The sequence below is a fragment of the Curtobacterium sp. RM9 genome, assembly GCF_054956955.1.
Genome location: NZ_CM143271.1, coordinates 1,121,978 through 1,143,600, shown reverse-complemented (window position 1 = coordinate 1,143,600; position 21,623 = coordinate 1,121,978). Strand labels below are relative to the sequence as shown.

Below are 21,623 nucleotides of genomic sequence, written 5' to 3'. Positions count from 1 at the left end.
GCCGCTACTCGAACCGCACCGGACCGCGCGGCCCGTTCGAGCGTCGACCGCCGCCGTCGAGGGCCCGTTCCACCGCGATGCGGACCACGCCGCCGGAGTAGCCCTTGCGCATCAGGAAGCCGCTGAGTCGACGTTCGGCCGTCGCCCGGTCGAGGCCCCGGAGCTGCCCGGCGCGCTTCTCGGCGAGCTCGATCGCGCGGACGAACTCGTCGTCCTCGTCGTCCGCCGCGGCCTCGAGCGCCGCGTCGATGGCCGTCTGGTCGATGCCTCGGCGCCGGAGTTCAGCCACGACGCCCTGTCGCCCCAGGCCCTTGCGGTCGTGCAGTCGATCGACCAGGTCGGTCGCGAGCGCGACGTCGTCGAGCAGTCCGACGCGCGTGAGCCGGGCGATCTCGTGCTCGACCACCTCGGCGTCGAGCTCCTGCTTGGTCAGCAGCGTGCGGAGCTCGGACTCGCTGACGCCCTTCCGCCCGAGCGCCCGCATGCTCAGTCGCTCGGCGTCGGCACGCTGCTCGGCGACCGGTCGGGGTGCGTCGGCGGGGTCGATCTCCTCGCCACCGGCGTTGGCGAACACCGACGCCGAGGAGGCGTCCGCCTCAGTGTCATCGTCGTACCCGGCCTGCTCCGCCCGGGCGCTCCGACCGCTGCCGTCACCGACGACGGGCGAGAGCCACTCCGCCTGCGCCCGGGCGCCGTGGATCGGCAGGGGCACCGGAGCGTCCGTGTCGTCTTCGGTGGGAACGACCTCGGGCACGCCTGGTCGGTCTGTCGTGGGCTCGTCCACCGCGTTCGGCGACAGGGCGCCGGCAGCACGACGACGGCACCGCGCACCGAACAGCTCGGTGACCGGCGCGAGGTCCGCGTCGTCGTCGTGCTCGGTCGTCACGCGCCCTTGCGCTCCGCGATCTTCGGCGCGATGGACTCGACCGGGGCGTCGGCCTGCGCGCCGCCGACACCGAGCTTGGCGAGGATCTTGCCCTCGATGTCCGCCGCGATCTCGGGGTTCTGGATCAGGAAGGAACGCGAGTTCTCCTTGCCCTGCCCGAGCTGGTCGCCGTCGTAGGTGTACCAGGCACCCGACTTCTTCACGATGCCGTGGTCGACACCGAAGTCGAGCAGCGAGCCCTCGCGGGAGATGCCCGTGCCGTACAGGATGTCGAACTCGGCCTGCTTGAAGGGCGGCGCCATCTTGTTCTTCACGACCTTGACGCGCGTGCGGTTGCCGACCGCGTCGGTGCCGCTCTTGAGGGTCTCGATGCGACGGATGTCGAGGCGGACCGAGGCGTAGAACTTGAGCGCCTTGCCGCCGGCGGTGGTCTCCGGGGAACCGAAGAAGACACCGATCTTCTCGCGCAGCTGGTTGATGAAGATCATCGTGGTCTGCGTCTGGTTCAGACCACCCGCGAGCTTGCGGAGGGCCTGCGACATGAGGCGGGCCTGCAGACCGACGTGCGAGTCACCCATCTCGCCCTCGATCTCGGCGCGGGGCACGAGCGCCGCGACGGAGTCGATGACGACGAGGTCGATGGATCCGGAGCGGACGAGCATGTCCGCGATCTCCAGCGCCTGCTCACCGGTGTCCGGCTGGGACACGAGCAGCGCGTCGATGTCGACGCCGAGCTTCTTGGCGTACTCGGGGTCGAGCGCGTGCTCCGCGTCGATGAAGGCCGCGATGCCACCGGCGCGCTGCGCGTTGGCGATCGCGTGCAGCGTCAGGGTCGTCTTACCCGACGACTCCGGGCCGTAGATCTCGATGATGCGGCCGCGCGGCAGTCCGCCGATGCCGAGCGCGACGTCGAGGGCGACCGAACCGGTCGGGATGGTCGCGACGGGTGCGCGGTCGTCCGAGCCGAGGCGCATGACCGTGCCCTTGCCGAACTGCCTGTCGATCTGTGCGAGTGCGGTCTCGAGGGCCTTCTCGCGGTCTGCCGGTGATGGCATGGGGTGCTCCTTCGTGCTCGATGTCGGCCGCCTGTAGGCTGTCGCGTCCACCTCGGCCGATGGTGCAGGGCCGGTGCTTCAGCGACAAGGCTTCGGGCTGTTCCCGATGACTCGAACGTAGGGCCGGCCACCGACATCACTGCCCGTGGCCGCGCTCCCTGTGGACCAGTCGTCCGGACAGCGCCGCTGTGCAGGAAGCTACCACCGATCGAACACGCGTTCGAGCAACACGCCGAACACAGTTTCGGGCGGCGCGGTCAGTCGTGCGGCTCGGCCAGTCCCTTGCCGTGCCGCTTGTCGAGCGGGACGTCCTGGGAGTCACAGAGGGCCTCCCACACGCGTCGGGCGTCGATGCCGGCGTCGAGCGCGTCGGCGGCGGAGCGACCACCGAGCTCCTCGAGCACGACGTCCCGACTCACCACGGCACCGTAGGCCTCGCCGAACACCTGGTCGACCGCTCGCCAGAACTCACTCACCCGCATCAGGCCAGCGTAACGAGCACGCACCGACGAGCGCGCACGCGCGTCCCGGGGACGCGGACGCTGCCGAACGCGTCCGGACACGCGAACGCCCCCGCCGGCGGACCGGCGGGGGCGTTCGTCGCGGTGGACTCAGCGCACCGCGAGGTCGTTGTCGAACTCGGCGACGAGGTCGTCCGGGAGCGTGTCCGGGACGGGCGTGAGGCCCTCGACGACCGCGAGGCGGTCACCGACCTCGCGCATGATGGTCGAGATGGGCGTGTCCAGCGCATCGGCGACGGACGCGAGGATCTCCGAGGAGGCCTCCTTCTGTCCGCGCTCGACCTCGCTGAGGTACCCGAGGGCGACACTGGCCTTGGACGCGACCTGACGGAGGGTCCGGCCCTTCTGCAAGCGGAAGTCTCGCAGGACGTCGCCGATCTCCTGACGAACGAGAACCATGAGAACTCCTCCTTCCTGTCGTCTCCGCGCCCGGCCGATCGGATGATCGGGTTGGGGTCCGGCAACACTACCGTTGCCGGTTGCAGCATGCTAGCCACGCTGCCTGCTGTACCGCTGGAGATTGCGTGAGATGTAACCGGACGGAAACGGGCCCTATTCCCGGGTCCGGACCGCCGTCGACATCCGTGCCAGGAGTTCGGAGACGGACGCGTGCCGGATTGCATCGCGGTCACCGTCGAGGTGCAGCTCGTACGCCTCGGCGCCGTCCGCCGTCGCGATGCCGACGAACACCGTGCCGACGGGCTTGCCGTCCTGCGGGTCCGGTCCGGCCACGCCCGTCGTGCTGATCCCCCACGTCGCCGGTTCGTCGTCGACGGCCAGCGCGATCCGGACACCGCTCGCCATCTGGCGTGCGACCTCGGGGTCGACGGCGCCGTTCGACGCGAGGAGGTCCGCCGACACCCCCAGCACGCTGTGTTTCACGGGCGTCGCGTAGGCCACGACACCGCCCCGCACGACCGCGCTCGCGCCCGGCACGTCGACGAGCGTCGCGACGACCAGGCCGCCGGTGAGCGACTCCGCCACCGCGACCGTCTCACCGCGGACCGTCAGCTCCGCGATCAGTCCGGGGGCGACCGGGACGCCAGGCGCGGATCCGGTCCAGTCGTCGGCCGCGGTCACGCGGTGGCGCGGTTGTGCTTCCATGCCTGCCACAGGTAGTCCAGCCCGCTCAGGATCGTTGCCAGGAAGGCGGCGGTCATCAGGATGCCGTTCACCCAGTGCGCCCAGTCGCCGACGAGGTCCCACCAGGGGAACAGCGCCGCCGTGAGCGCCAGCGCCTGGAGCACGGTCTTGATCTTCCCGCCGCGGCTCGCCGGGATGACCCGGTCGGAGAGCACGGCGAAGCGGAAGACCGTGATGCCGATCTCGCGCACCATGATCAGCACGGTGACGTACCAGGGCAGCTCCCCCAGGACCGAGAGCGCGACGAGGGCACCGCCGATGAGGACCTTGTCGGCGATCGGGTCGACGAGCTTGCCGAAGTCGGTGACGAGGTTCTGCCGCCGGGCGATGATGCCGTCCGCGCTGTCCGTGACGATCGCGACGACGAAGGTCACCGCGGCCCAGATCCGGAGCGGCCCGTCGGCGCCCGCGTCGGTGAGCAGCAGGACGAAGAACAGCGGCGCCATGAGGATGCGGACCACCGTGATGATGTTCGCCACGTTGCCGGTCGACGCCGGCCCGGGCCCCTTGCGGAGCAGCCGTCCGCGCCACGGGAACCGTGCGCCGTGCGTGCCGTCCGTACCGTCCGAGGCGGTCATCGCACCCACTCCTTGCCTAGTCCCCACGGCCGGTGAGTCCCCATGCGTCCTCGTCCGGCTCGTCCTGCACCTCATCGTACCCGCGGGTCATGTCGCCCACCGGGTCGGCGCCGTAGCGGTCTCCGCCGTCGGTCGGGCCAGGCGACGGTGCTGCGGGCGCGGCGGCCGCGGGCGGCTCCTCGCCGCGCAGCTTCGCCAACACGGCGGGCAGCTGGTCGGCGGTCACGAGCACGTCGCGCGCCTTCGAGCCCTCGGAGGGACCGACGATGTCGCGGGACTCCATCAGGTCCATCAGGCGGCCGGCCTTGGCGAAGCCGACGCGGAGCTTCCGCTGCAGCATCGAGGTCGAGCCGAACTGCGTCGAGACGACCTGCTCGACCGCCGCCAGGAGCAGCTCGAGGTCGTCGCCGATGTCCGCGTCGATCTCCTTGCGCTCGACGACCGCCTGCACGTCCTGCCGGTACTCCGGGCGCGCCTGCCGGGTGACGTGCTGGACGACCTCGGCGACCTCGCTCTCCTGCACCCAGGCGCCCTGCACGCGGAGCGCCTTCGACGACCCCATGGGGAGGAACAGCGCGTCGCCCTGCCCGATGAGCTTGTCGGCGCCCGGCTGGTCGAGGATGACCCGGGAGTCGGTGACGCTCGTCACGGCGAACGCCAGACGCGACGGCACGTTCGCCTTGATGAGGCCGGTGACGACGTCGACGGACGGCCGCTGCGTGGCGAGCACGAGGTGGATCCCGGCCGCACGGGCGAGCTGGGTGATGCGAACGATCGACTCCTCGACGTCGCGCGGGGCGACGAGCATGAGGTCCGCGAGCTCGTCGACGACGACGAGCAGGTACGGGTACGGCTTGAGCTTCCGCTCGCTGCCGGCCGGGAGGACGATCTCGCCGTTCTCGATGGCCTTGTTGAAGTCGTCGACGTGCCGGAACCCGAAGGACGCGAGGTCGTCGTACCGCATGTCCATCTCCTTCACGACCCACTGCAGCGCCTCGGCGGCCTTCTTGGGGTTCGTGATGATGGGCGTGATGAGGTGCGGGACGCCGGCGTAGATCGAGAGCTCGACCCGCTTCGGGTCGACGAGGACCATCCGGACCTCGGACGGCTTCGCGCGCATGAGCAGCGACGTGATCATCGAGTTCACGAAGGACGACTTGCCGGACCCGGTCGAGCCCGCGACGAGCAGGTGCGGCATCTTCGCGAGGTTCGCGACGACGAAGCCGCCCTCGACGTCCTTGCCGACGCCGATCGTCATCGGGTGCTTGGACTTGCGCGCCGCGTTCGAGCGGAGCACGTCGCCGAGCGAGACGGTCTCGCGGTCGGTGTTCGGGATCTCGACGCCGATCGCGCTCTTGCCCGGGATCGGCGAGAGGATCCGGACCTCGTTCGACGCGACGGCGTAGGACAGGTTCTTCGACAGTGCCGTGACCCGCTCGACCTTCACGCCTGGGCCGAGCTCGATCTCGTACCGGGTGACCGTCGGGCCGCGCGAGAAGCCGGTGACCTTCGCGTCGACCTTGAACTCGGTCAGGACGCCCGTGATCGCGGCGACGATGTCGTCGTTCGCCTGGCTGCGGGCGACCGACGGCGAGCCGGAGCTCAGCGTGGAGGCGGCGGGCAAGCGGTAGGGGGCTGAGGGGTCCTCGTCGGCGGCATCGACCGGGGGCAGGCCGTCCGCCTCGTCCTCGGCCACGGGCTCGTCGGCGGGCAGCGTCGGGGACACCACGGGCGAGACGCCCGCGTCCGGCCGGACGACCTCGGGCGCGGTGCTGCGCTCGGGGACCGGGGTACCGAAGTCGCGGAGCGCCTGCTCGGCGACCTCGAGGTCGTGCTCGACGGAGTCGTTGAGGTTCACCGAACCGGGTTCCGCCGGGGTGTGGTCGACGAGACCGGCCGCGGCACCCGCGTTCGGCCCGGGGACCGGCGCGGCGGCGGGAGCAGGAGCTGCCGCCGGAGCGGACGCATCAGGGACGGTGGTCGTCGCCGAGGTGATGACCGGGCTGTCGTACGCCGGGTCTTCCTCGCGGCCGGACCCGTTCCGACGCCACCACGGGATCGTCCCGCCCTCGGCGTCGTCCCCCGCGTCGCCCTCGGTCTTCGCCTGCTCGTCCTCGAACCCGAGGTCGTCGAAGAGCTGGAAGTCGGAGTCGGACTTCTTCCCCCGCCGAGGCGCCTTCGGACGCGCGGCGGCCGGTGCTGCATCGACGTCCGGCTCGGCCTCGGCAGCGGGGGCCGGTGCCCCGAACAGGTAGGCGTAGAGCTCGTGCAGGCGACGGCCGGTCTTGTTCGGCGGTGTCTTCGTGATGATGAACAGCGACAGCACGAGCAACACGATCGCGACCGGCACGGCGACCCACGCGGTCGCGACGGCCACGAGCCACCCGATCACCACCCAGCCGATGACACCGCCGGCAGCGGCGAGCGCGGGCATGCCGTCGGCAGCACTCGGCTGGCCGCCGAAGACGTGGCACAGCGACGCGATGGACACCAGGAGCAACCCCAGGCCGATGCCGATACGGGTGTTGTCGTGCACGGACGCCGGGTGCCGGAACAGCCAACCGGCGAACACGATCATGATCACCGGCAGCGCGAACGCCAGACGGCCGAAGACGCCGCCGAACGTGTAGGCGTCGAGCGCGACCGACACCGAGTTCGTCGGGTTGAGCCACTCGACGACGGCACCCGCGATCGCGAGCACGAAGAGCAGGAAGGGGAAGCCGTCGCGGCGTTCCTCCTTCGCGAGGGTCTCCTTGCCGAGCAGGCGGAAGACCGCGCCGACGCCGTGCGCCATCGCGAGCCAGGCGGTCACCAGCGGGTTCTGCTCCCGGAAGACCGGGGTCGCCGCCGCGGGTGGGAGCTTCTTCGTCGTGGCCTGGGTGCGCGACGATCCGCGCGTCCCGCTCCCACGGGACGACGAGGACGCGCGCGAGCGCGTGGTCGACTTGGTGCCTCCGGCCATGCGCGTGAGCCTAAGCCCCACGCCGGACAAACCGAGGGAGGCCCGCCGCAGCGTCCGTGGCGGACGTGCGGCGGGCCTCCAGACCGGGAGGGGGCGGACAGCCCTACGCCTCGATGACCACCGGGACGATCATCGGACGGCGGCGGTGCTTCGTGTTCACCCAGCGGCCGACGGTGCGGCGGACGACCTGCTGGAAGGCGTGCGCGTCGCGCGTGCCGTTGCCGGCTGCGTCGGCGAGGGCCTTCGCGATCTGCGGGCGGACGTCGTCGAAGACGGAGTCGTCCTCGGCGAAGCCGCGCGACTGGATCTCCGGCCCGACCACGCACTGACCCGTGGTGAAGTCCACGGCGCAGAAGACCGAGATGAAGCCCTCCTCCGCGAGGACCCGGCGGTCCTTGAGATCGGCGTCGGTGATCTCGCCCACGGTCGAGCCGTCGACGTACACGTAGCCGATGTCGAGCTGCCCGGCGACGGTCGCGACGCCGTCCTTGAGGTCGACGACGATGCCGTCCTGCCCGAGGATGACGTTGCGCGGCGGGACACCCGTCTGGATCGCCAGGTCGGCGTTCGCGTACAGGTGCCGGTGCTCGCCGTGGACCGGCAGCACGTTGCGCGGCCGGAGGATGTTGTAGCAGTAGAGGAGCTCACCGGCGGAGGCGTGCCCGGAGACGTGCACCTTCGCGTTGCCCTTGTGCACGACCTTGGCACCGAGCTTGGTGAGCCCGTCGATCACGCGGTAGACGGCGTTCTCGTTGCCGGGGATCAGCGACGAGGCGAGGATGACGGTGTCGCCCTCGCCGATCTCGATCTGGTGCTCGAGGTTCGCCATGCGCGCGAGGACGGCCATCGGCTCGCCCTGCGACCCCGTCGACATGTAGACGATCTGGTCGTCCGGGACGTTCTTCGCCTTCTTCGTGTCGATGAGGACGTTCTCCGGCACCCGGAGGTACCCGAGGTCGGCGGCGATCGTCATGTTGCGGATCATCGAGCGGCCCATGAACGCGACCTTGCGGTTCGCGGCGGCCGCGGCGTCGAGCACCTGCTGCACGCGGTGCACGTGCGACGAGAAGCTCGCGACGACGACCTTCTTGCGGGCGCGCGTGATGATGTTCTCGAGGACCGGTCCGATGTCGCGCTCCGGCGCGGTGAAGCCCGGCACGTCGGCGTTCGTGGAGTCGGGCAGGAACAGGTCGACGCCCTGCTCGCCGAGGCGGGCGAAGGCACGGAGGTCCGTGATGCGGTCGTCGAGCGGCAGCTGGTCCATCTTGAAGTCGCCCGTGTGCAGCACACGACCGGCGGGGGTCGTGATCGCGACGGCCAGGGCGTCCGGGATGGAGTGGTTCACGGCCACGAACTCGAGGTGGAACGGGCCGAGCTGCTCGGTCTGGTCCTCCTGCACGACGAGCGTGTAGGGCTTGATCCGGTGTTCCTTGAGCTTCGCCTCGACGAGCGCGAGGGTCAGCGTGGAGCCGATCAGGGGGATGTCGCCCTTGAGCTTGAGCAGGTACGGCACGGCGCCGATGTGGTCCTCGTGTCCGTGCGTGAGCACGACACCGAGGACGTCGTCGAGGCGGTCCCGGATCGGCCCGAAGTCGGGGAGGATGAGGTCGACGCCCGGCTGGTGCTCCTCGGGGAAGAGCACGCCGGCGTCGACGACGAGCAGCTTGCCGTCGAACTCGTACACGGTCATGTTGCGACCGATCTCGCCGAGACCCCCGACGGGGATCACGCGGAGGGTGCCGGGTTCGAGCGGCTGCGGTGTGGAGATCTGGGTGGGCATTCGGTCCTGACTGTCGTGCGACGTGCTCCCGCGACGCCGCGGTCTTCCTAACGTGTGGTGCCTGGCACCTTCGGTAGCGCACCGCCGGCCGCCGCGTTGCGGTCGGGGCGGAAGTTGGAGAAGTCGGCGCCCGGGACGTCCCGGACCGCTTCGAGCGAGGTCTCGATGGCGTACGCCTCGGAGTCCTCGGGGCCGACGAGCGGCAGCCGGACGCGCGGGCTGCCGATGCGGCCGAGGCCGTGCAGCACGTACTTCGCGGCGACCGTGCCGGGGACGTGGGTCATGATCGCGCGCACGAGCGGCTCGAGGCGCTTGTGCTCGGCCGTCGCGGTGGCGAGGTCGCCGCGGTTCACCGCGTCGACGATGGTGCGGTACGGCGCCGACGTGATGTTCGCGGTCACGCCGATGAGCCCGGTCGCGCCGATCGCCAGGTGCGGCAGCACGTTCGTGTCGTCGCCGGAGAAGTACATGAGGTCGGTGTTGTTGAGCACGCGGGACACCTCGGCGAAGTCGCCCTTGGCGTCCTTCACCGCGAGGATGTTCGGGTGCTTCGAGGCGCGCACGATGGTCTCGTACGTGATCGGGATGCCGGTGCGACCCGGGATGTCGTAGAGGATGACCGGCAGGTCCGTGGCGTCGGCGATCATCCGGAAGTGCGTGAGCACGCCCGCTTGGGTCGGCTTGTTGTAGTACGGCGTGACGATCATCACGCCGTCCGCACCGGCCTTCTCGCTCTGCTTGTACAGGTGGATCGCGTGCGCGGTCTCGTTCGAGCCGCCGCCCGTGATGATCTTCGCGCGCCCGGCGGCGACGGACTTGCCGACCTCGACCAGGCGGAGCTTCTCCGGGTCGGTGAGCGTCGACGTCTCACCGGTGGTACCGGTCACGACGATGCCGTCGGCACCGGCCGTGATGCAGTCGTCGATGTGCTGCTCGACGCCGGGCCAGTCGACCTCGCCGTCGGCGGTGAACGGCGTCACGAGGGCGACGAGGACCTGACCGAAGGGATTCTCACGCGGGGACACGCCTCCAGCGTACCGGGGATGCGCGCCGGAGCCGCCGTCCGGTCGGACGGTGGGCGGCTGGCGGACCGCACGGGAGGCGCGGCGCACCTCCGTCACGCACGCTGCGGGTGACGGAGGTGCGGGTCAGGCACGGCGGCGCCACTCCAGGAAGCGGTAGCGGGTGCCGTCGACACGGGACGTCTGCCACGGGCCCTCGTCGACCGGTTCCCACGCGTCGCCGAGCACGGGCGCCCGGGTGTCGCCCCGCACCTCGAGGTCGACGATCGTCTCGGCGACCCGGTCGGCGAACGGCAGCGCATCCGCGTAGACCGCTCCCCCGCCGATCACCCACACCGGCTCGTCCGTGTCGAGCGCCGACGCCAGGTCGTGCACGACCTCGGCCCCCTCGGCCGACCACGAGGGATCCCGTGTCAGCACGACGTTCCGGCGCCCGGGCAACGGCCGGAACCGCGGCGGCAGGGAGTCCCACGTGCGTCGGCCCATCACCACGACGCCGTCGCCGGTGACCTGCCGGAAGTGTGCGAGGTCCTCGGGCACGTGCCACGGGATCCCGCCGTCGGCGCCGATGACCCCGGACGCGGTGCGCGCCCAGACCATGCCGACACCGCGGACGGGCTCCGTCCAGCCCATCAGACGGCGACCGCGGCCTTGATCGCCGGGTGGTGCTCGTAGCCGACGACGGAGAAGTCCTCGTACTCGTACGCGTCGATCGAGTCACGCGGTGCGATCTCGAGCGTCGGGTACGGGTACGCCGTGCGGGAGAGCTGCTCGCGGACCTGCTCGACGTGGTTGTCGTAGACGTGGCAGTCACCACCGGTCCACACGAAGTCGCCGACCTCGAGCCCCGTCTGCGCCGCGATCATGTGGGTCAGCAGCGCGTACGAGGCGATGTTGAACGGGACGCCGAGGAACATGTCCGCGCTCCGCTGGTACAGCTGGCACGAGAGCTTGCCGTCGTTGACGTAGAACTGGAAGAACGCGTGGCACGGGGCGAGCGCCATGTCGGGCACGTCGGCGACGTTCCACGCCGAGACGATCAGGCGACGCGAGTCCGGGTTCGTCCGGATCTGCTCGATGACCTGGGCGATCTGGTCGATGTGCTCCCCGGACGGCGTCGGCCACGAGCGCCACTGCACGCCGTAGACCGGGCCGAGGTCGCCGTCCTCGTCGGCCCACTCGTTCCAGATGCGGACGCCGTGCTCCTGCAGCCAGGTCGCGTTCCCGTCGCCGCGGAGGAACCAGAGCAGCTCGTACGCCACCGACTTGAAGTGCACGCGCTTGGTGGTGACGAGCGGGAAGCCCTCCGAGAGGTCGTAGCGCAGCTGCGCACCGAAGACGCTGCGCGTCCCCGTGCCGGTCCGGTCGCCCTTCGGCGCACCCTCCTCGAGCACCCGACGCAACAGGTCCTCGTAGGGGGTGGGGACGGTGGGGTCGGGCTGCACGGTCTCGCTCACATGGAGACTCTACGTCCCTCCGCGACGAAGCCCGAAGACCGGTGAGTACCGTGGCGGACATGTCGACCCAGCCGCTCTCGATCCTCGTCGCCGGTGCCTCCGGTTTCATCGGGACCCCCCTCGTCCGCGAACTCCGCGAGGCCGGGCACCACGTCACCACCCTGGTCCGCCGCACCCCGCGCACGGCCACCGAGTTCCGGTGGTCCCCCGGATCCCGACCGCTGGACCCGGCGATCGTCGACGGGGCCGACGTGGTCGTCAACCTCGCCGGGGCGAACATCGGCAAGCTGCCCTGGACCGAGTCGTACAAGCAGGAGATCCTGCACTCCCGGGTCTCGGCCACCGAGACCCTGGTCGAGGCGATGCACCGGGCCCCGAACCCGCCAGCGCTGTTCCTCTCCGGCTCCGCCTCCGGCATCTACGGGGACCGCCCGGTCGACGTGCTCGAGGACGACGCGGCGGCCGGCACCGGCTTCCTGGCCGAGGTCTGCACCGCCTGGGAGGCAGCAGCCGACCGCGCTCCCGACGGCGTCCGGGTCGTCACGCTCCGCACGGGCATCGTCGTCGGCCGGGGCGGCGGCGCGCTCGCGCCCCTCGTCCCGCTCACGAAGGCGGGCCTCGGCGGCAAGCTCGGCACCGGGGGGCAGTTCTGGCCGTGGATCGCGCTCGCGGACGAGGTCGGCGCGATCGTGCACCTCGCGACGGCACCGGGAGCCGCCGACGTGCGCGGCCCGGTCAACCTGGCCGGGCCGGAGCCGGCCGTGGCCGACCGGCTGACCCGTCGCGTCGCCGAGGACCTGCACCGGCCCTACCTCTTCAGCGTCCCGGAGTTCGCGCTGCGGCTCCTCCTGCGCGACGCGGCCGACGAGATGCTCCTGTCGAACCAGCGGATGGTCCCGACGAAGCTCCTCGGGTCCGGCTACACGTTCCGGTACACGCGCGCCGAGGACGCGGTCGACGCGGCGTTCTGACCCGACCGACGAAGGCCTGGAGGAACGGGGCGGCGCCGCCCCGTTCCTCCAGACCGCGTCGAATCAGCCCCGGGACTGCGCGAGCGCCGTCCGCATCGCCGCACGTGCGCGCTTGCGGTCGCCGGCGGCGTCGTAGACGACGCCGAGCCGGTACCAGCCCCGCCAGTCGGCGGGGTCGGCCTCGACGGCGGCCTTGTAGGCGGGGAACAGCTCGTCCGCTGCCTCGCGGGTCGGTCGCCCCGAGGGCCGCACCGGCACCACGTCGGCGGGTGCTCCGCCCTCGCGTTCGAGCCGCGCGCCGAGCCGCGTGATGCGCAACCCGAAGCGGAACTCGAGCACGAGCAGGAGTGCCCCGATCGCCGCGACGACGAACAGCGCGACGCCGATCGCGATCCCGATGGGCAGTCCGGTCGCGATGAACGCCACCGCCCGCTGCCCGACGAGGACGATGTAGAGCGCGAGCAGCACGGCCATGAGCGCCGCGCCCCACAGCGGCGAGCGGAGGGAACGCACCGCGTCAGCCGATGCCCAGGACGCTGCCGAGGCCGACGGTCAGCCCGCGCATCGAGCCCACCGCGGACAGCGCCGCGCGGATGCCCGCCCGGTAGGCGACGTCGTCCGTGGTGTCGTGACGGATCGTCAGGGTCTCGCCGGGGCCGCTCAGCACGACGTCCTGGACGGCCTTCACGCCCGGCAGGCGGAGCGAGTGGATCGGCACGCTCGCCACCTGCTGCCCGCGGGCGCGCTGGTCGACGTGCGGGGCCTCGACCGGGCCGACCTCGCGGCGGGCGGCGGCGATGAGTTCAGCGGTGCGGACGGCCGTGCCCGAGGGCGAGTCGACCTTGCCCGCGTGGTGCGTCTCGACGATCTCGATCGAGGGGAACCAGGGCGCGGCGAGCGTGGCGAGGTGCGTGCCGAGCACCGAGCCGACCGAGAAGTTCGGCACGACGAAGGCGCCCTGCTCGGGACGGGCATCGAGCGAGGACCGGAGCGTCGCGAGCCGCGCCTCGGACCAGCCCGAGGTGCCGACGAGCACGTTCGCGCCGCTGGCGAGGGCGTTCTCGACGATCGCGGGGCTCAGCGCCGGGACGGTCACGTCGACCACCACGGCGGCTCCGCCGAACACCGACGGCGGGGCCTCGTGCGCGCCGTCCTTGGACGTCAGGCTCGCGACGAGCTCGAAGCCGGGCAGTTCCTCGACCACGGCGGCGACGAGGCCCCCGAGACGTCCGGTGGCGCCGACGACGGCGACGGGAGTGACCATGCGCCCCATCCTAGGATCGACGCATGTCGCTCGAGGTCAGGACCGTGCCCGCCGACGCGCCGGAGGTCGACGCGCTGCTCGATGCCTACCTCGACGAGCGTGCGGCCACCTTCCCGAGCGCCCAGGGCACGTACTCCCGGAAGCGCACCCCGGCGGCCGAGTTCCGCGACGGGAACGGCGTGTTCGTCGTCGCGTACCGCGGCGACACCGCGGTCGGCTGCGGCGGGCTCCGGCGCATCGCCGACGACGGCGACGACGTCCGCTTCGAGGTCAAGCACGTGTACGTCTCCCCCGCCGGCCGCGGACAGGGCGTGGCCACGGCGGTGATGGACGCGCTCGAGGCGGCTGCCGTGGACCTCGGAGCGACCGCGGTCGTGCTCGACACGAACGACTCCCTCGTCGCCGCAGGAGCGATGTACCGCAGCCGGGGCTACCAGCGCGTCGAGCCGTTCAACGAGAACCCGAACGCGACCGCCTGGTACCGCAGGCCGGTGCGCTGACCGGCACCGCGCCTCCAGGCCGGACCGTGGCGACGGCGCGCCGCTAGACGGGCTGGTCGACCGGCAGACCGGTGCGCAGTTCGACGGGCAGGTGCGCCAGGTCGTTGAGCGCGACCACCTCGGCCGGCTTGGCCGAGCGGATGCGGATGATGGTGAGCGAGGTGTGGGCGACGTTCGTGCCCATCCAGCGCCACTCCGGGGCCTGGAACGCCTCGCGCACGAACCAGCCGATCACGGCGTTGTGCGTGATGAGGAGGTCGTGCCGGTCCTCGCGGGCCGGGGTGAACCACTCGGCCACGGCGTCGCCCATCTGGGCCTGCCCGGCGACGATCTCCTCTTCCGTGATGCCGCCGTACCAGCCCTGGTACGCGTGCGGCATGTCCGGCGTCGGACCGCTCGGGATGCAGTCGAACAGCAGCGTCGACGGCTCCGGCTCGATGGCGGGCAGCCGCTGCGCGAGGAAGGACGCGGTCTCGCTCGGGGCCTCGAGCGGCGAGTGGTACACCCCGTCGAACGGCACACCGCCGAGGCGGTCGGCGACGAGCATCGCCTGGCGCTTGCCCCGTTCCGACAGCTTGCCGTCGCGGAGGCCGTGTTCGGCGTCCTGGTGCTCGCCGTGTCGGACGAGGTAGAGGTAGTGCGACATGTCCGTGCTCACCCGCCGATCCCGATCGCGGCCGCGAGCTCGTCGTGCTGCACCGCGCCGACGACCGAGGTGATCGTGGGCCGGGTCAGGAGGTCACGCGCCAGGTCGAGGACGTCGTCGGTGGTCACGCGGTCGACGCGCTCGAGGGCGGTCGCGAGGTCGGTGAACTCGCCGGTGCCGAGCTCGGAGCGCCCGAGCCGGGTCATGCGGGCGTCGCTGTCCTCGAGCGAGAGCGTCAGCGCGCCCTCGATCTGGCCCTTGGCGCGTCGCAGTTCGTCGATGGTGATGCCGTCGTCGACCATCCGGCGGAACTCGGCGTCGACGATCTCGATGACCCCTGCGACGTTGTCCGGGGCGCAGCCGGCGTAGACCCCGAAGGCGCCGTTGTCGAGGTAGGCAGGGGCGAAGGAGCTCACCGCGTAGGCGAGGCCGCGGCGCTCGCGGACCTCCTGGAAGAGCCGCGAGCTCATGCCGCCGCCGAGGACCGCGTTCAGGACGCTGAGCACGGGGCGACGGGGGTCGCGGAGGTCGAGGCCCTGCGAGCCGCGGAGCATGCTGACCTGCTCGGTCGGTCGGTGCACCACCGAGAGCTTCGGCGTGACGGCGTCGGCCGCCGGCAGCGGGGTGCGTCGGGCGAGCGGGGAGGCCTTCGGAGCGTCGCGGAACACGGCGGCGACGAGGTCGCGGAAGCGGTCGTGGTCGACGGCACCGGCAGCGGTGACGACGATGCCGTTCGCGGCGTAGTGCTCGCGGTAGTGGGCGAGGACCTCGTCGCGACCGACGGCGCGGATGCTCTCCGGCGTACCGCCGATCGGTCGGCCGAGGGCGTGCCCGTCGAACGCGGCGGCGAAGAACGCCTCGCCGGCGACGTCGGCCGGGTCGTCGGTGGCCATGGCGAGTTCCTCGAGGATCACGCCGCGCTCGACGTCGAACGCCTCGGGCTCGAGGACGGAGCCGGTCACCATGTCGCCGATGACCTCGACGGCCATCGGGACGTCGGCGTCCCGCACCCGCGAGTAGTAGCAGGTGTACTCCTTGGCCGTGGCTGCGTTGTGCTCGCCGCCGACCGAGTCGAACGAGATCGCGATGTCGAGCGCCGAGCGTGTGCCCGTGCCCTTGAAGAGCAGGTGCTCGAGGAAGTGCGTGGAGCCGTACTGCCCCTCGCGCTCGTCCCGGGACCCGACACCGACCCAGAAGCCGATGCTCGTCGAGCTCGACCCGGGCACCGCCTCGGTCAGGACCCGCACGCCCGAGGGCAGGACGGATCGACGGACGAAGGCGCCTCCGGACGTCAGGAACGACGTGTCCGGGGCCTCGAGCGGCAACGGCACTGGGTGGTTCATCGGGCATGAGCCTACTGACGTTCGTCTGCCGTCCACCCAGACTCCCCGGCGCTCTCGACCGTCACTCGAAGTGGGGTACAGAAAATGAGGATAGAAAGACTCGTCTGTCTGTCCTCCTCTGTGCTACGCTTCTCGTACCGGATCGGATCTCCCCCCAGATCCCGGTCCGGTGGCTCGGGACATCAGTCCTACGCGGCACGAGTCCCCCCACTCCGCCGCGAGCCGATGAGCCCAAGGAGCCACGCTGTGACGGTCGATTCCCCCCAACCGACCGTCCAGCGTCTCCCTGGCCCGAGCACGAACCTCGCGTCGCCGGACGGGTCGAGCGTCCCCCCGGCTCCCCGCTCCGGCGGCGCGAAGGTCCGTATCCTCGACACCGCGAGCCGGCTCTTCTACGAGGAGGGCATCCACAGCGTCGGTGTCGACCGCCTCATCTCCGAGGCGAGCGTCACGAAGGCGACGTTCTACAAGCACTACGGGTCGAAGGACAACCTGATCCTCGCGTACATCCGCGAGCAGGACAGCCGCGTGCAGCAGGCCTTCGGGCAGCTCGTCGACGACGCACCGACCCCGGTCGAGGCCGTGCGTGCATGGGTCGCCGCGCTGTCGAGCGACGTCGGACGCCCGGACTTCCGGGGTTGCGCGTTCCTCAACGCGGCGGCCGAGTACCACGATCCCCGCGACCCGGTCCGCCAGGTCGTCGCCGCGCACCGCGACTGGTACACGGACCAGCTGTTCGAGTTGCTGCAGCGCGCCGGGCACCCGATGCCGGGCGACGGCGCCGACGAGCTGATGCTCGCGCGCGACGGCGTCATGGCCGGTGCGTACGCGGGCGACGCGATCGCCGCCACTGCGGCGCTCGGCCGCGTCGTCGAGCGCGTCATCGCGAGCTGACCGCCGGCGCAGCCGCTGCACGGCGTGCGTGCCGCGCGCTTCGGCTCCGCGAGCGCGACAGATCGCCGCCCGACACCGGCGCGCCTGCCACGCGCCTGGCGTCCGTCCCACCTGCGGACCAGGACCCGGGTGTTGGCTGGACACATGGCCAACGACCCCAACTGGAACCTCCCCGAGGTCCCCTCGTTCACCCTCACCAGCCCGGACTTCTCCGACGGCGACGCCCTGCCTGACTGGGCTCGCGGCACCGACGCCGGCGGCGAGGACCGCTCCCCCGCGCTCGAGTGGTCTGGCGCTCCCGAGGGGACGCAGAGCTACGTCCTGACCGTGTACGACCCCGACGCCCCGACCGGCTCCGGCTTCTGGCACTGGAGCCTCACCGACATCCCCGCCTCGACGACCTCGCTCCCGCAGGGCGCCGGCACCGACGACGCGCTGTTGCCGGCCGAGGCACTCCGCCGTCGCAACGAGTTCGGCACCGACACGTTCCTCGGGGCCGCCCCGCCCGCCGGCCACGGCCCGCACCGGTACGTCTTCACGGTGAGCGCCCTCGACGTCCCCGTGCTCGAGGCTCCCGCGGACGCCACCCCGGCCGTCGTCGGCTTCGTGCTCCGGGAGCACCTGCTCGGGCGCGCGCAGCTGACGGGCACGCAGGAGACCCCCGCGTCCTGACACCCCGTGCAACGGCGAACGGCCGCCGCTCCAGCAGGAGCGGCGGCCGTTCGGGTGTCCGGGAGGATCAGCCCTCGGCGGGCGCCTCGGCGTGGGTCGCGTGGTCGTCGCGGCCCTCGGTGTCCACCTCGTCGGCGATGACCGGCGCGAGCGACAGCTTGCCGCGGTCGTCCACCTTGGTGACCTCGACCAGGACCTTCTGGCCGACGCCGAGCACGTCCTCGACGTTCTCCACACGCTTGCCACCGGCGAGCTTGCGGACCTCGGAGACGTGGAGCAGACCGTCGCGGCCCGGGAGCAGCGACACGAAGGCACCGAAGGTCGCGATCTTGACGACCGTGCCGAGGAACTGGTCCCCGATCTCCGGGTTCGTCGGGTTCGCGATCGCGTTGACCTGCGCACGGGCGGCCTCGGCCGAGGGACCGTCGACGGCGCCGATGTAGACGGTGCCGTCGTCCTCGATCGAGATGTCGGCACCGGTCTCGTCCTGGATGCCGTTGATCGTCTTGCCCTTCGGGCCGATCAGCTCGCCGATCTTGTCGACGGGGATCTGCACCGAGATGACGCGCGGCGCGGTGTCGGCCATCTCGTCGGGAGCGTCGATCGCCTCGGTCAGCACGCCGAGGATCGCGGAGCGCGCTTCCTTGGCCTGCTTGAGGGCGGCGTCGAGGACCGACGACGGGATGCCGTCGAGCTTCGTGTCGAGCTGGATCGCCGTGACGAACTCCGACGTACCGGCGACCTTGAAGTCCATGTCGCCGAGGGCGTCCTCGGCACCGAGGATGTCGGTCAGCGCCGCGTAGCGGGTCTGGCCGTCGACGGTGTCGGAGACGAGGCCCATCGCGATGCCCGCGACCGGGGCGCGCAGCGGCACACCGGCGTTGAGGAGCGACAGGGTCGAGGCGCACACGGAGCCCATCGACGTCGAGCCGTTGGAGCCGAGGGCCTCGGACACCTGACGGATCGCGTAGGGGAACTCCTCGCGCGACGGCAGCACCGGCACGAGGGCGCGCTCGGCGAGGAAGCCGTGCCCGATCTCGCGACGCTTCGGCGAACCGACACGACCGGTCTCACCCGTCGAGTACGGCGGGAAGTTGTAGTGGTGCAGGTAGCGCTTCTTCGTGACGGGCGACAGCGAGTCGATCTGCTGCTCCATCTTGAGCATGTTCAGCGTGGTGACGCCGAGGATCTGCGTCTCGCCGCGCTGGAAGATCGCCGAACCGTGGACGCGCGGGATCACGGCGACCTCGGCGTCGAGCGGACGGATGTCGGCGAGGCCGCGACCGTCCATGCGGACCTGCTCGGTGAGGATGCGGCCGCGGACGACCTTCTTCGTCACCGACTTGTAGGCGCCGCTCACCTGGCCGTTGGCGGACTCGGGGAGCTCCCCGGCCTCGACCTTGGCCGCGACGGCCTCCTTGACGCGGGCCTTCAGGGCGTCGTCCTTGTCCTGACGCTCGAGCTTGCCGGCGATCTGGTAGACGTCCTTGAGCTCGTCGAGGGCGATCGCCTCGACGACGTCGTAGACCTCGGGGGCGTAGGGCGGGAAGACCGGGTAGTCCTGGATCTCCTTGGCCGACTGGGCGGCCATCTTCGCCTGCGCCTCGACGAGGAGCTTGAGGAACGGCTTCGCCGCCTCGAGGCCCTGCGCGACGATCGCCTCGTCGGGCTTGGTGGCGCCGCCCTGGATGAGACCCCAGGCGTGCTCGGTCGCCTCGGCCTCGACCATCATGATCGCGACGTCCTCGTTGCCCTGGTCGTCGGTGACGACACGGCCGGCGACGGTGAGGTCGAACACGGCCTCCTCGAGCTGCGAGGCCTTCGGGAACGCGACCCACTGGTCACCGATGAGCGCGAGGCGCACACCGGCGATCGGACCGGAGAACGGCAGACCGGAGATCTGCGTCGACGCGGACGCGGCGTTGATCGCCAGCGCGTCGTAGAACTCGTCCGGAGCGATGCTCAGGACGGTGATGACGATCTGGACCTCGTTGCGGAGACCGTCGACGAACGACGGACGCAGCGGCCGGTCGATGAGGCGGCAGACGAGGATCGCCTCGGTGCTCGGACGGCCTTCACGACGGAAGAACGAGCCGGGGATCTTGCCGGCGGCGTACGAGCGCTCCTCGACGTCGACCGTCAGGGGGAAGAAGTCGAAGCCCTCGCGCGGGTGCTTGCCGGCGCTGGTGGCCGAGAGGAGCATGGTCTCCTCGTCGAGGTACGCGGCGACCGCGCCCTGGGCCTGCTGTGCGAGGCGGCCGGTCTCGAACCGGACGACGCGCTTGCCGAACTTGCCGTTGTCGATGACGGCTTCGGCGAACTTGATCTCGGGACCCTCCAAAAGGGTGCCTCCTTGATGTGTTCGGCAGGCTGGGGCGACGGCACCCGGTGGTGCGTGCGCGCCGAGGTGATCGGGACGCATGTCTGGCCAGCAGTAGAAGCACTCGGGAAACCGTCCGGCCCGCGAGCCACCACCGATGACCAGCTCCGTGCCCGGCCTGCAGTGTTGGTGTGACGCCCGGAGAAACGGTCCCCGGACGCGATGGACTTTACCAGTTGACAGGCAGTCGGCGGCGTTGCTCTCCGCGAACGGGCGTGTCCGCTCGGTAACCTGCCGCCATGCGCCTGACCCCCACCCGGGGCGTGCTCGCCGCGACGGCCCTGGTCGTCGGCGCGCTCGTCGCCCCCGTCCTCACCGCGGCCCCGGCGAGCGCGACCACCTACCCGTCGTGGCAGGACGTCCAGCGCGCGGAGGGGAACGAGCAGTCGAAGCGCGCCGAGATCGGCACCGTGCAGGACGCGCTGCACGCGGCCCAGGCCGACGCCGCGGCCAAGTCGCAGACCGCGCTCGACGCGACCGCGGCCGCCGACGCCGCCGAAGCCGACCTGGCGGCGGCCGCCCAGGCCGCCACGCGCCTCCAGGCCCAGGCGGACGACGCCCGGCGCACCGCGGACCGCGCCCAGGCGCGGGCCGGCCAGCTCGCCGCGAGCCTGTACCGCGACGGCAGCGAGAACGCCATGACGACGCGGATCGCGACGACCCAGGACCCCGACGACCTGCTCTACCAGCTCGGCGCGCTCGACCAGCTCACCGGGACGTGGACGGACGTGCTCGACGACGCCTCGGTCGCGGCCCGGACGGCGGGCTCGCTGCACGAGCAGGCGACGCGTGCCGAGGACGAACGCGCCGCACTCGCGACCGCCGCCGAGCAGAAGTCGGACGCGGCCACGGCAGCGTCGGACACCGCCCAGCGGGCCGTCGCGGACACCCAGCAGCACAGCGACGAGCTGTACGCACAGCTCGCGTCGCTCAAGGACACCACGGCGGACACCGAGCGGCGCTACGCGGTCGGGCAGGCCGTCGCGGCACAGGCGGCCGCGCAGGCCCGCGCGGCGAAGGCCGCCGCCGACGCGGAGGCCGCGGCCGCCGCCGCACGGTCGGACAGCGTCGCGTCTGCCGGCTCCGGCACGTCGTACCCGAGCACGGCGGGTGTGGTGGTCGACCCTGCGGGCGCACAGGCGTACGCGCGGGGCGCGATCGGCGCCTACGGCTGGGGCTCGGACCAGTTCTCGTGCCTGGTGTCGCTGTGGACGCAGGAGTCCGGTTGGCGCGCGGACGCGCTCAACGTCTCGAGCGGCGCGTACGGCATCCCGCAGTCACTGCCGGCGAGGAAGATGTCGGTCGCCGGTGCCGACTGGCGCACGAACGCGGCGACCCAGGTCGACTGGGGGCTCGCCTACATCCACGACGCGTACGGCTCGCCCTGCGCGGCCTGGAACCACGAGATGAGCGAGAACCCGCACTGGTACTGAGCGGGCCGCCTGCCGGACGGGCGGTGCGGCCCGACGCCGCCCCGGGCGGCCGGACCGGTCGGGCGCCGGGCGGGTAGCCCGGCCGAGCGCCGGTCCGCGTGGCCCGGCCTGGCGCC

21 protein-coding genes are annotated in these 21,623 nt (G+C 71.6%); 5 read left to right on the top strand and 16 right to left on the bottom strand.

The features are described 5' to 3' along the window. Window positions 1–4 precede the first annotated feature (4 nt). From ACY3FI_RS05415 to ACY3FI_RS05365, 11 genes are all read right to left on the bottom strand, one after another. Window positions 5–886, bottom strand: coding sequence for a regulatory protein RecX (locus ACY3FI_RS05415; RefSeq protein ID WP_462549762.1), 882 nt, complete (start codon window positions 884–886; stop codon window positions 5–7). Next, a complete protein-coding gene (recA, locus tag ACY3FI_RS05410; protein WP_462549761.1) occupies window positions 883–1,941 on the bottom strand; it encodes a recombinase RecA in 1,059 nt (352 codons plus the stop codon). Before recA ends, ACY3FI_RS05415 begins: the two co-directional genes overlap by 4 nt. A gap of 257 nt (window positions 1,942–2,198) precedes the next feature. Further along, complete coding sequence (locus tag ACY3FI_RS05405) at window positions 2,199–2,423, bottom strand: DUF3046 domain-containing protein (protein WP_092094048.1); 225 nt, start codon at window positions 2,421–2,423, stop codon at window positions 2,199–2,201. Window positions 2,424–2,552: 129 nt separating this feature from the next. Then, window positions 2,553–2,861 (bottom strand): helix-turn-helix domain-containing protein, encoded by a 309-nt coding sequence (locus ACY3FI_RS05400; protein ID WP_058742950.1) that lies wholly within the window; start codon window positions 2,859–2,861, stop codon window positions 2,553–2,555. A 153-nt stretch (window positions 2,862–3,014) separates the two neighbouring features. Beyond that, window positions 3,015–3,566, bottom strand: coding sequence for a CinA family protein (locus ACY3FI_RS05395; protein WP_462549760.1), 552 nt, complete (start codon window positions 3,564–3,566; stop codon window positions 3,015–3,017). Beyond that, window positions 3,539–4,183 carry a CDP-diacylglycerol--glycerol-3-phosphate 3-phosphatidyltransferase gene (pgsA, locus tag ACY3FI_RS05390; protein ID WP_462549759.1) on the bottom strand — a complete coding sequence of 215 codons (645 nt, stop codon included), beginning with the start codon at window positions 4,181–4,183 and terminating at the stop codon, window positions 3,539–3,541. Before pgsA ends, ACY3FI_RS05395 begins: the two co-directional genes overlap by 28 nt. A gap of 16 nt (window positions 4,184–4,199) precedes the next feature. Continuing rightward, window positions 4,200–7,145, bottom strand: a complete 2,946-nt coding sequence (locus ACY3FI_RS05385; RefSeq protein ID WP_462549758.1) for an FtsK/SpoIIIE family DNA translocase — start codon at window positions 7,143–7,145, stop codon at window positions 4,200–4,202. Window positions 7,146–7,248: 103 nt separating this feature from the next. Then, a complete protein-coding gene (locus tag ACY3FI_RS05380) occupies window positions 7,249–8,925 on the bottom strand; it encodes a ribonuclease J (protein ID WP_462549757.1) in 1,677 nt (558 codons plus the stop codon). Window positions 8,926–8,972: 47 nt separating this feature from the next. After that, window positions 8,973–9,950: a 4-hydroxy-tetrahydrodipicolinate synthase gene (gene dapA / locus ACY3FI_RS05375; RefSeq protein ID WP_462549756.1), complete on the bottom strand. Its 978-nt coding sequence runs from the start codon at window positions 9,948–9,950 to the stop codon at window positions 8,973–8,975. 123 nt (window positions 9,951–10,073) lie between these two features. After that, the gene (locus ACY3FI_RS05370; RefSeq protein WP_462549755.1) at window positions 10,074–10,580 is read right to left on the bottom strand and encodes a dihydrofolate reductase; all 507 of its coding nucleotides are present in this window, start codon (window positions 10,578–10,580) and stop codon (window positions 10,074–10,076) included. Next, window positions 10,580–11,404 carry a thymidylate synthase gene (locus ACY3FI_RS05365; RefSeq protein ID WP_462549754.1) on the bottom strand — a complete coding sequence of 275 codons (825 nt, stop codon included), beginning with the start codon at window positions 11,402–11,404 and terminating at the stop codon, window positions 10,580–10,582. Before ACY3FI_RS05365 ends, ACY3FI_RS05370 begins: the two co-directional genes overlap by 1 nt. Window positions 11,405–11,463: 59 nt before the next feature. Between ACY3FI_RS05365 and ACY3FI_RS05360 the strand changes: the two genes are divergently transcribed. Then, complete coding sequence (locus tag ACY3FI_RS05360) at window positions 11,464–12,375, top strand: TIGR01777 family oxidoreductase (protein ID WP_462549753.1); 912 nt, start codon at window positions 11,464–11,466, stop codon at window positions 12,373–12,375. Between the two features lie 63 nt (window positions 12,376–12,438). Here ACY3FI_RS05360 and ACY3FI_RS05355 read toward each other — a convergent pair whose 3' ends face one another. After that, the gene (locus ACY3FI_RS05355) at window positions 12,439–12,888 is read right to left on the bottom strand and encodes a tetratricopeptide repeat protein (RefSeq protein ID WP_462549751.1); all 450 of its coding nucleotides are present in this window, start codon (window positions 12,886–12,888) and stop codon (window positions 12,439–12,441) included. A 4-nt stretch (window positions 12,889–12,892) separates the two neighbouring features. Beyond that, the gene (locus ACY3FI_RS05350) at window positions 12,893–13,639 is read right to left on the bottom strand and encodes a 4-hydroxy-tetrahydrodipicolinate reductase (RefSeq protein WP_462549750.1); all 747 of its coding nucleotides are present in this window, start codon (window positions 13,637–13,639) and stop codon (window positions 12,893–12,895) included. Between the two features lie 23 nt (window positions 13,640–13,662). Here ACY3FI_RS05350 and ACY3FI_RS05345 point away from each other — a divergent pair, with 23 nt between their 5' ends. Beyond that, a complete protein-coding gene (locus tag ACY3FI_RS05345; protein ID WP_462549748.1) occupies window positions 13,663–14,139 on the top strand; it encodes a GNAT family N-acetyltransferase in 477 nt (158 codons plus the stop codon). A 43-nt stretch (window positions 14,140–14,182) separates the two neighbouring features. Here the strand turns inward: ACY3FI_RS05345 and ACY3FI_RS05340 are convergent, their stop codons facing one another. Beyond that, entirely contained in the window at window positions 14,183–14,785 is a 603-nt protein-coding gene (locus ACY3FI_RS05340; RefSeq protein ID WP_462550312.1) for a histidine phosphatase family protein, read from the bottom strand. Between the two features lie 8 nt (window positions 14,786–14,793). Then, window positions 14,794–16,128 (bottom strand): M16 family metallopeptidase, encoded by a 1,335-nt coding sequence (locus tag ACY3FI_RS05335; RefSeq protein WP_462549746.1) that lies wholly within the window; start codon window positions 16,126–16,128, stop codon window positions 14,794–14,796. Between the two features lie 246 nt (window positions 16,129–16,374). Here ACY3FI_RS05335 and ACY3FI_RS05330 point away from each other — a divergent pair, with 246 nt between their 5' ends. Beyond that, window positions 16,375–17,022, top strand: coding sequence for a TetR/AcrR family transcriptional regulator (locus tag ACY3FI_RS05330; protein ID WP_462549744.1), 648 nt, complete (start codon window positions 16,375–16,377; stop codon window positions 17,020–17,022). A gap of 144 nt (window positions 17,023–17,166) precedes the next feature. Beyond that, window positions 17,167–17,694, top strand: coding sequence for a YbhB/YbcL family Raf kinase inhibitor-like protein (locus tag ACY3FI_RS05325; RefSeq protein WP_462549743.1), 528 nt, complete (start codon window positions 17,167–17,169; stop codon window positions 17,692–17,694). Between the two features lie 67 nt (window positions 17,695–17,761). Here the strand turns inward: ACY3FI_RS05325 and ACY3FI_RS05320 are convergent, their stop codons facing one another. Continuing rightward, window positions 17,762–20,035, bottom strand: coding sequence for a polyribonucleotide nucleotidyltransferase (locus tag ACY3FI_RS05320; RefSeq protein ID WP_462549742.1), 2,274 nt, complete (start codon window positions 20,033–20,035; stop codon window positions 17,762–17,764). Between the two features lie 278 nt (window positions 20,036–20,313). On the opposite strand from ACY3FI_RS05320, the gene ACY3FI_RS05315 reads away from it, so the two are divergent. Continuing rightward, the gene (locus tag ACY3FI_RS05315; RefSeq protein ID WP_462549741.1) at window positions 20,314–21,507 is read left to right on the top strand and encodes a coiled-coil domain-containing protein; all 1,194 of its coding nucleotides are present in this window, start codon (window positions 20,314–20,316) and stop codon (window positions 21,505–21,507) included. Window positions 21,508–21,623 lie beyond the last annotated feature (116 nt).

What these genes read in the sequence shown, in the direction of transcription:
- recA (WP_462549761.1), bottom strand. Translation starts at nt 1,941, where the DNA reads ATGCCATCACCGGCAGACCGCGAGAAGGCCCTCGAGACCGCACTCGCA.
- ACY3FI_RS05405 (WP_092094048.1), bottom strand. Translation starts at nt 2,423, where the DNA reads ATGCGGGTGAGTGAGTTCTGGCGAGCGGTCGACCAGGTGTTCGGCGAG.
- ACY3FI_RS05400 (WP_058742950.1), bottom strand. Translation starts at nt 2,861, where the DNA reads ATGGTTCTCGTTCGTCAGGAGATCGGCGACGTCCTGCGAGACTTCCGC.
- ACY3FI_RS05395 (WP_462549760.1), bottom strand. Translation starts at nt 3,566, where the DNA reads ATGGAAGCACAACCGCGCCACCGCGTGACCGCGGCCGACGACTGGACC.
- pgsA (WP_462549759.1), bottom strand. Translation starts at nt 4,183, where the DNA reads ATGACCGCCTCGGACGGTACGGACGGCACGCACGGCGCACGGTTCCCG.
- ACY3FI_RS05385 (WP_462549758.1), bottom strand. Translation starts at nt 7,145, where the DNA reads ATGGCCGGAGGCACCAAGTCGACCACGCGCTCGCGCGCGTCCTCGTCG.
- ACY3FI_RS05380 (WP_462549757.1), bottom strand. Translation starts at nt 8,925, where the DNA reads ATGCCCACCCAGATCTCCACACCGCAGCCGCTCGAACCCGGCACCCTC.
- ACY3FI_RS05370 (WP_462549755.1), bottom strand. Translation starts at nt 10,580, where the DNA reads ATGGGCTGGACGGAGCCCGTCCGCGGTGTCGGCATGGTCTGGGCGCGC.
- ACY3FI_RS05360 (WP_462549753.1), top strand. Translation starts at nt 11,464, where the DNA reads ATGTCGACCCAGCCGCTCTCGATCCTCGTCGCCGGTGCCTCCGGTTTC.
- ACY3FI_RS05350 (WP_462549750.1), bottom strand. Translation starts at nt 13,639, where the DNA reads ATGGTCACTCCCGTCGCCGTCGTCGGCGCCACCGGACGTCTCGGGGGC.
- ACY3FI_RS05345 (WP_462549748.1), top strand. Translation starts at nt 13,663, where the DNA reads ATGTCGCTCGAGGTCAGGACCGTGCCCGCCGACGCGCCGGAGGTCGAC.
- ACY3FI_RS05340 (WP_462550312.1), bottom strand. Translation starts at nt 14,785, where the DNA reads ATGTCGCACTACCTCTACCTCGTCCGACACGGCGAGCACCAGGACGCC.
- ACY3FI_RS05335 (WP_462549746.1), bottom strand. Translation starts at nt 16,128, where the DNA reads ATGAACCACCCAGTGCCGTTGCCGCTCGAGGCCCCGGACACGTCGTTC.
- ACY3FI_RS05325 (WP_462549743.1), top strand. Translation starts at nt 17,167, where the DNA reads ATGGCCAACGACCCCAACTGGAACCTCCCCGAGGTCCCCTCGTTCACC.
- ACY3FI_RS05315 (WP_462549741.1), top strand. Translation starts at nt 20,314, where the DNA reads ATGCGCCTGACCCCCACCCGGGGCGTGCTCGCCGCGACGGCCCTGGTC.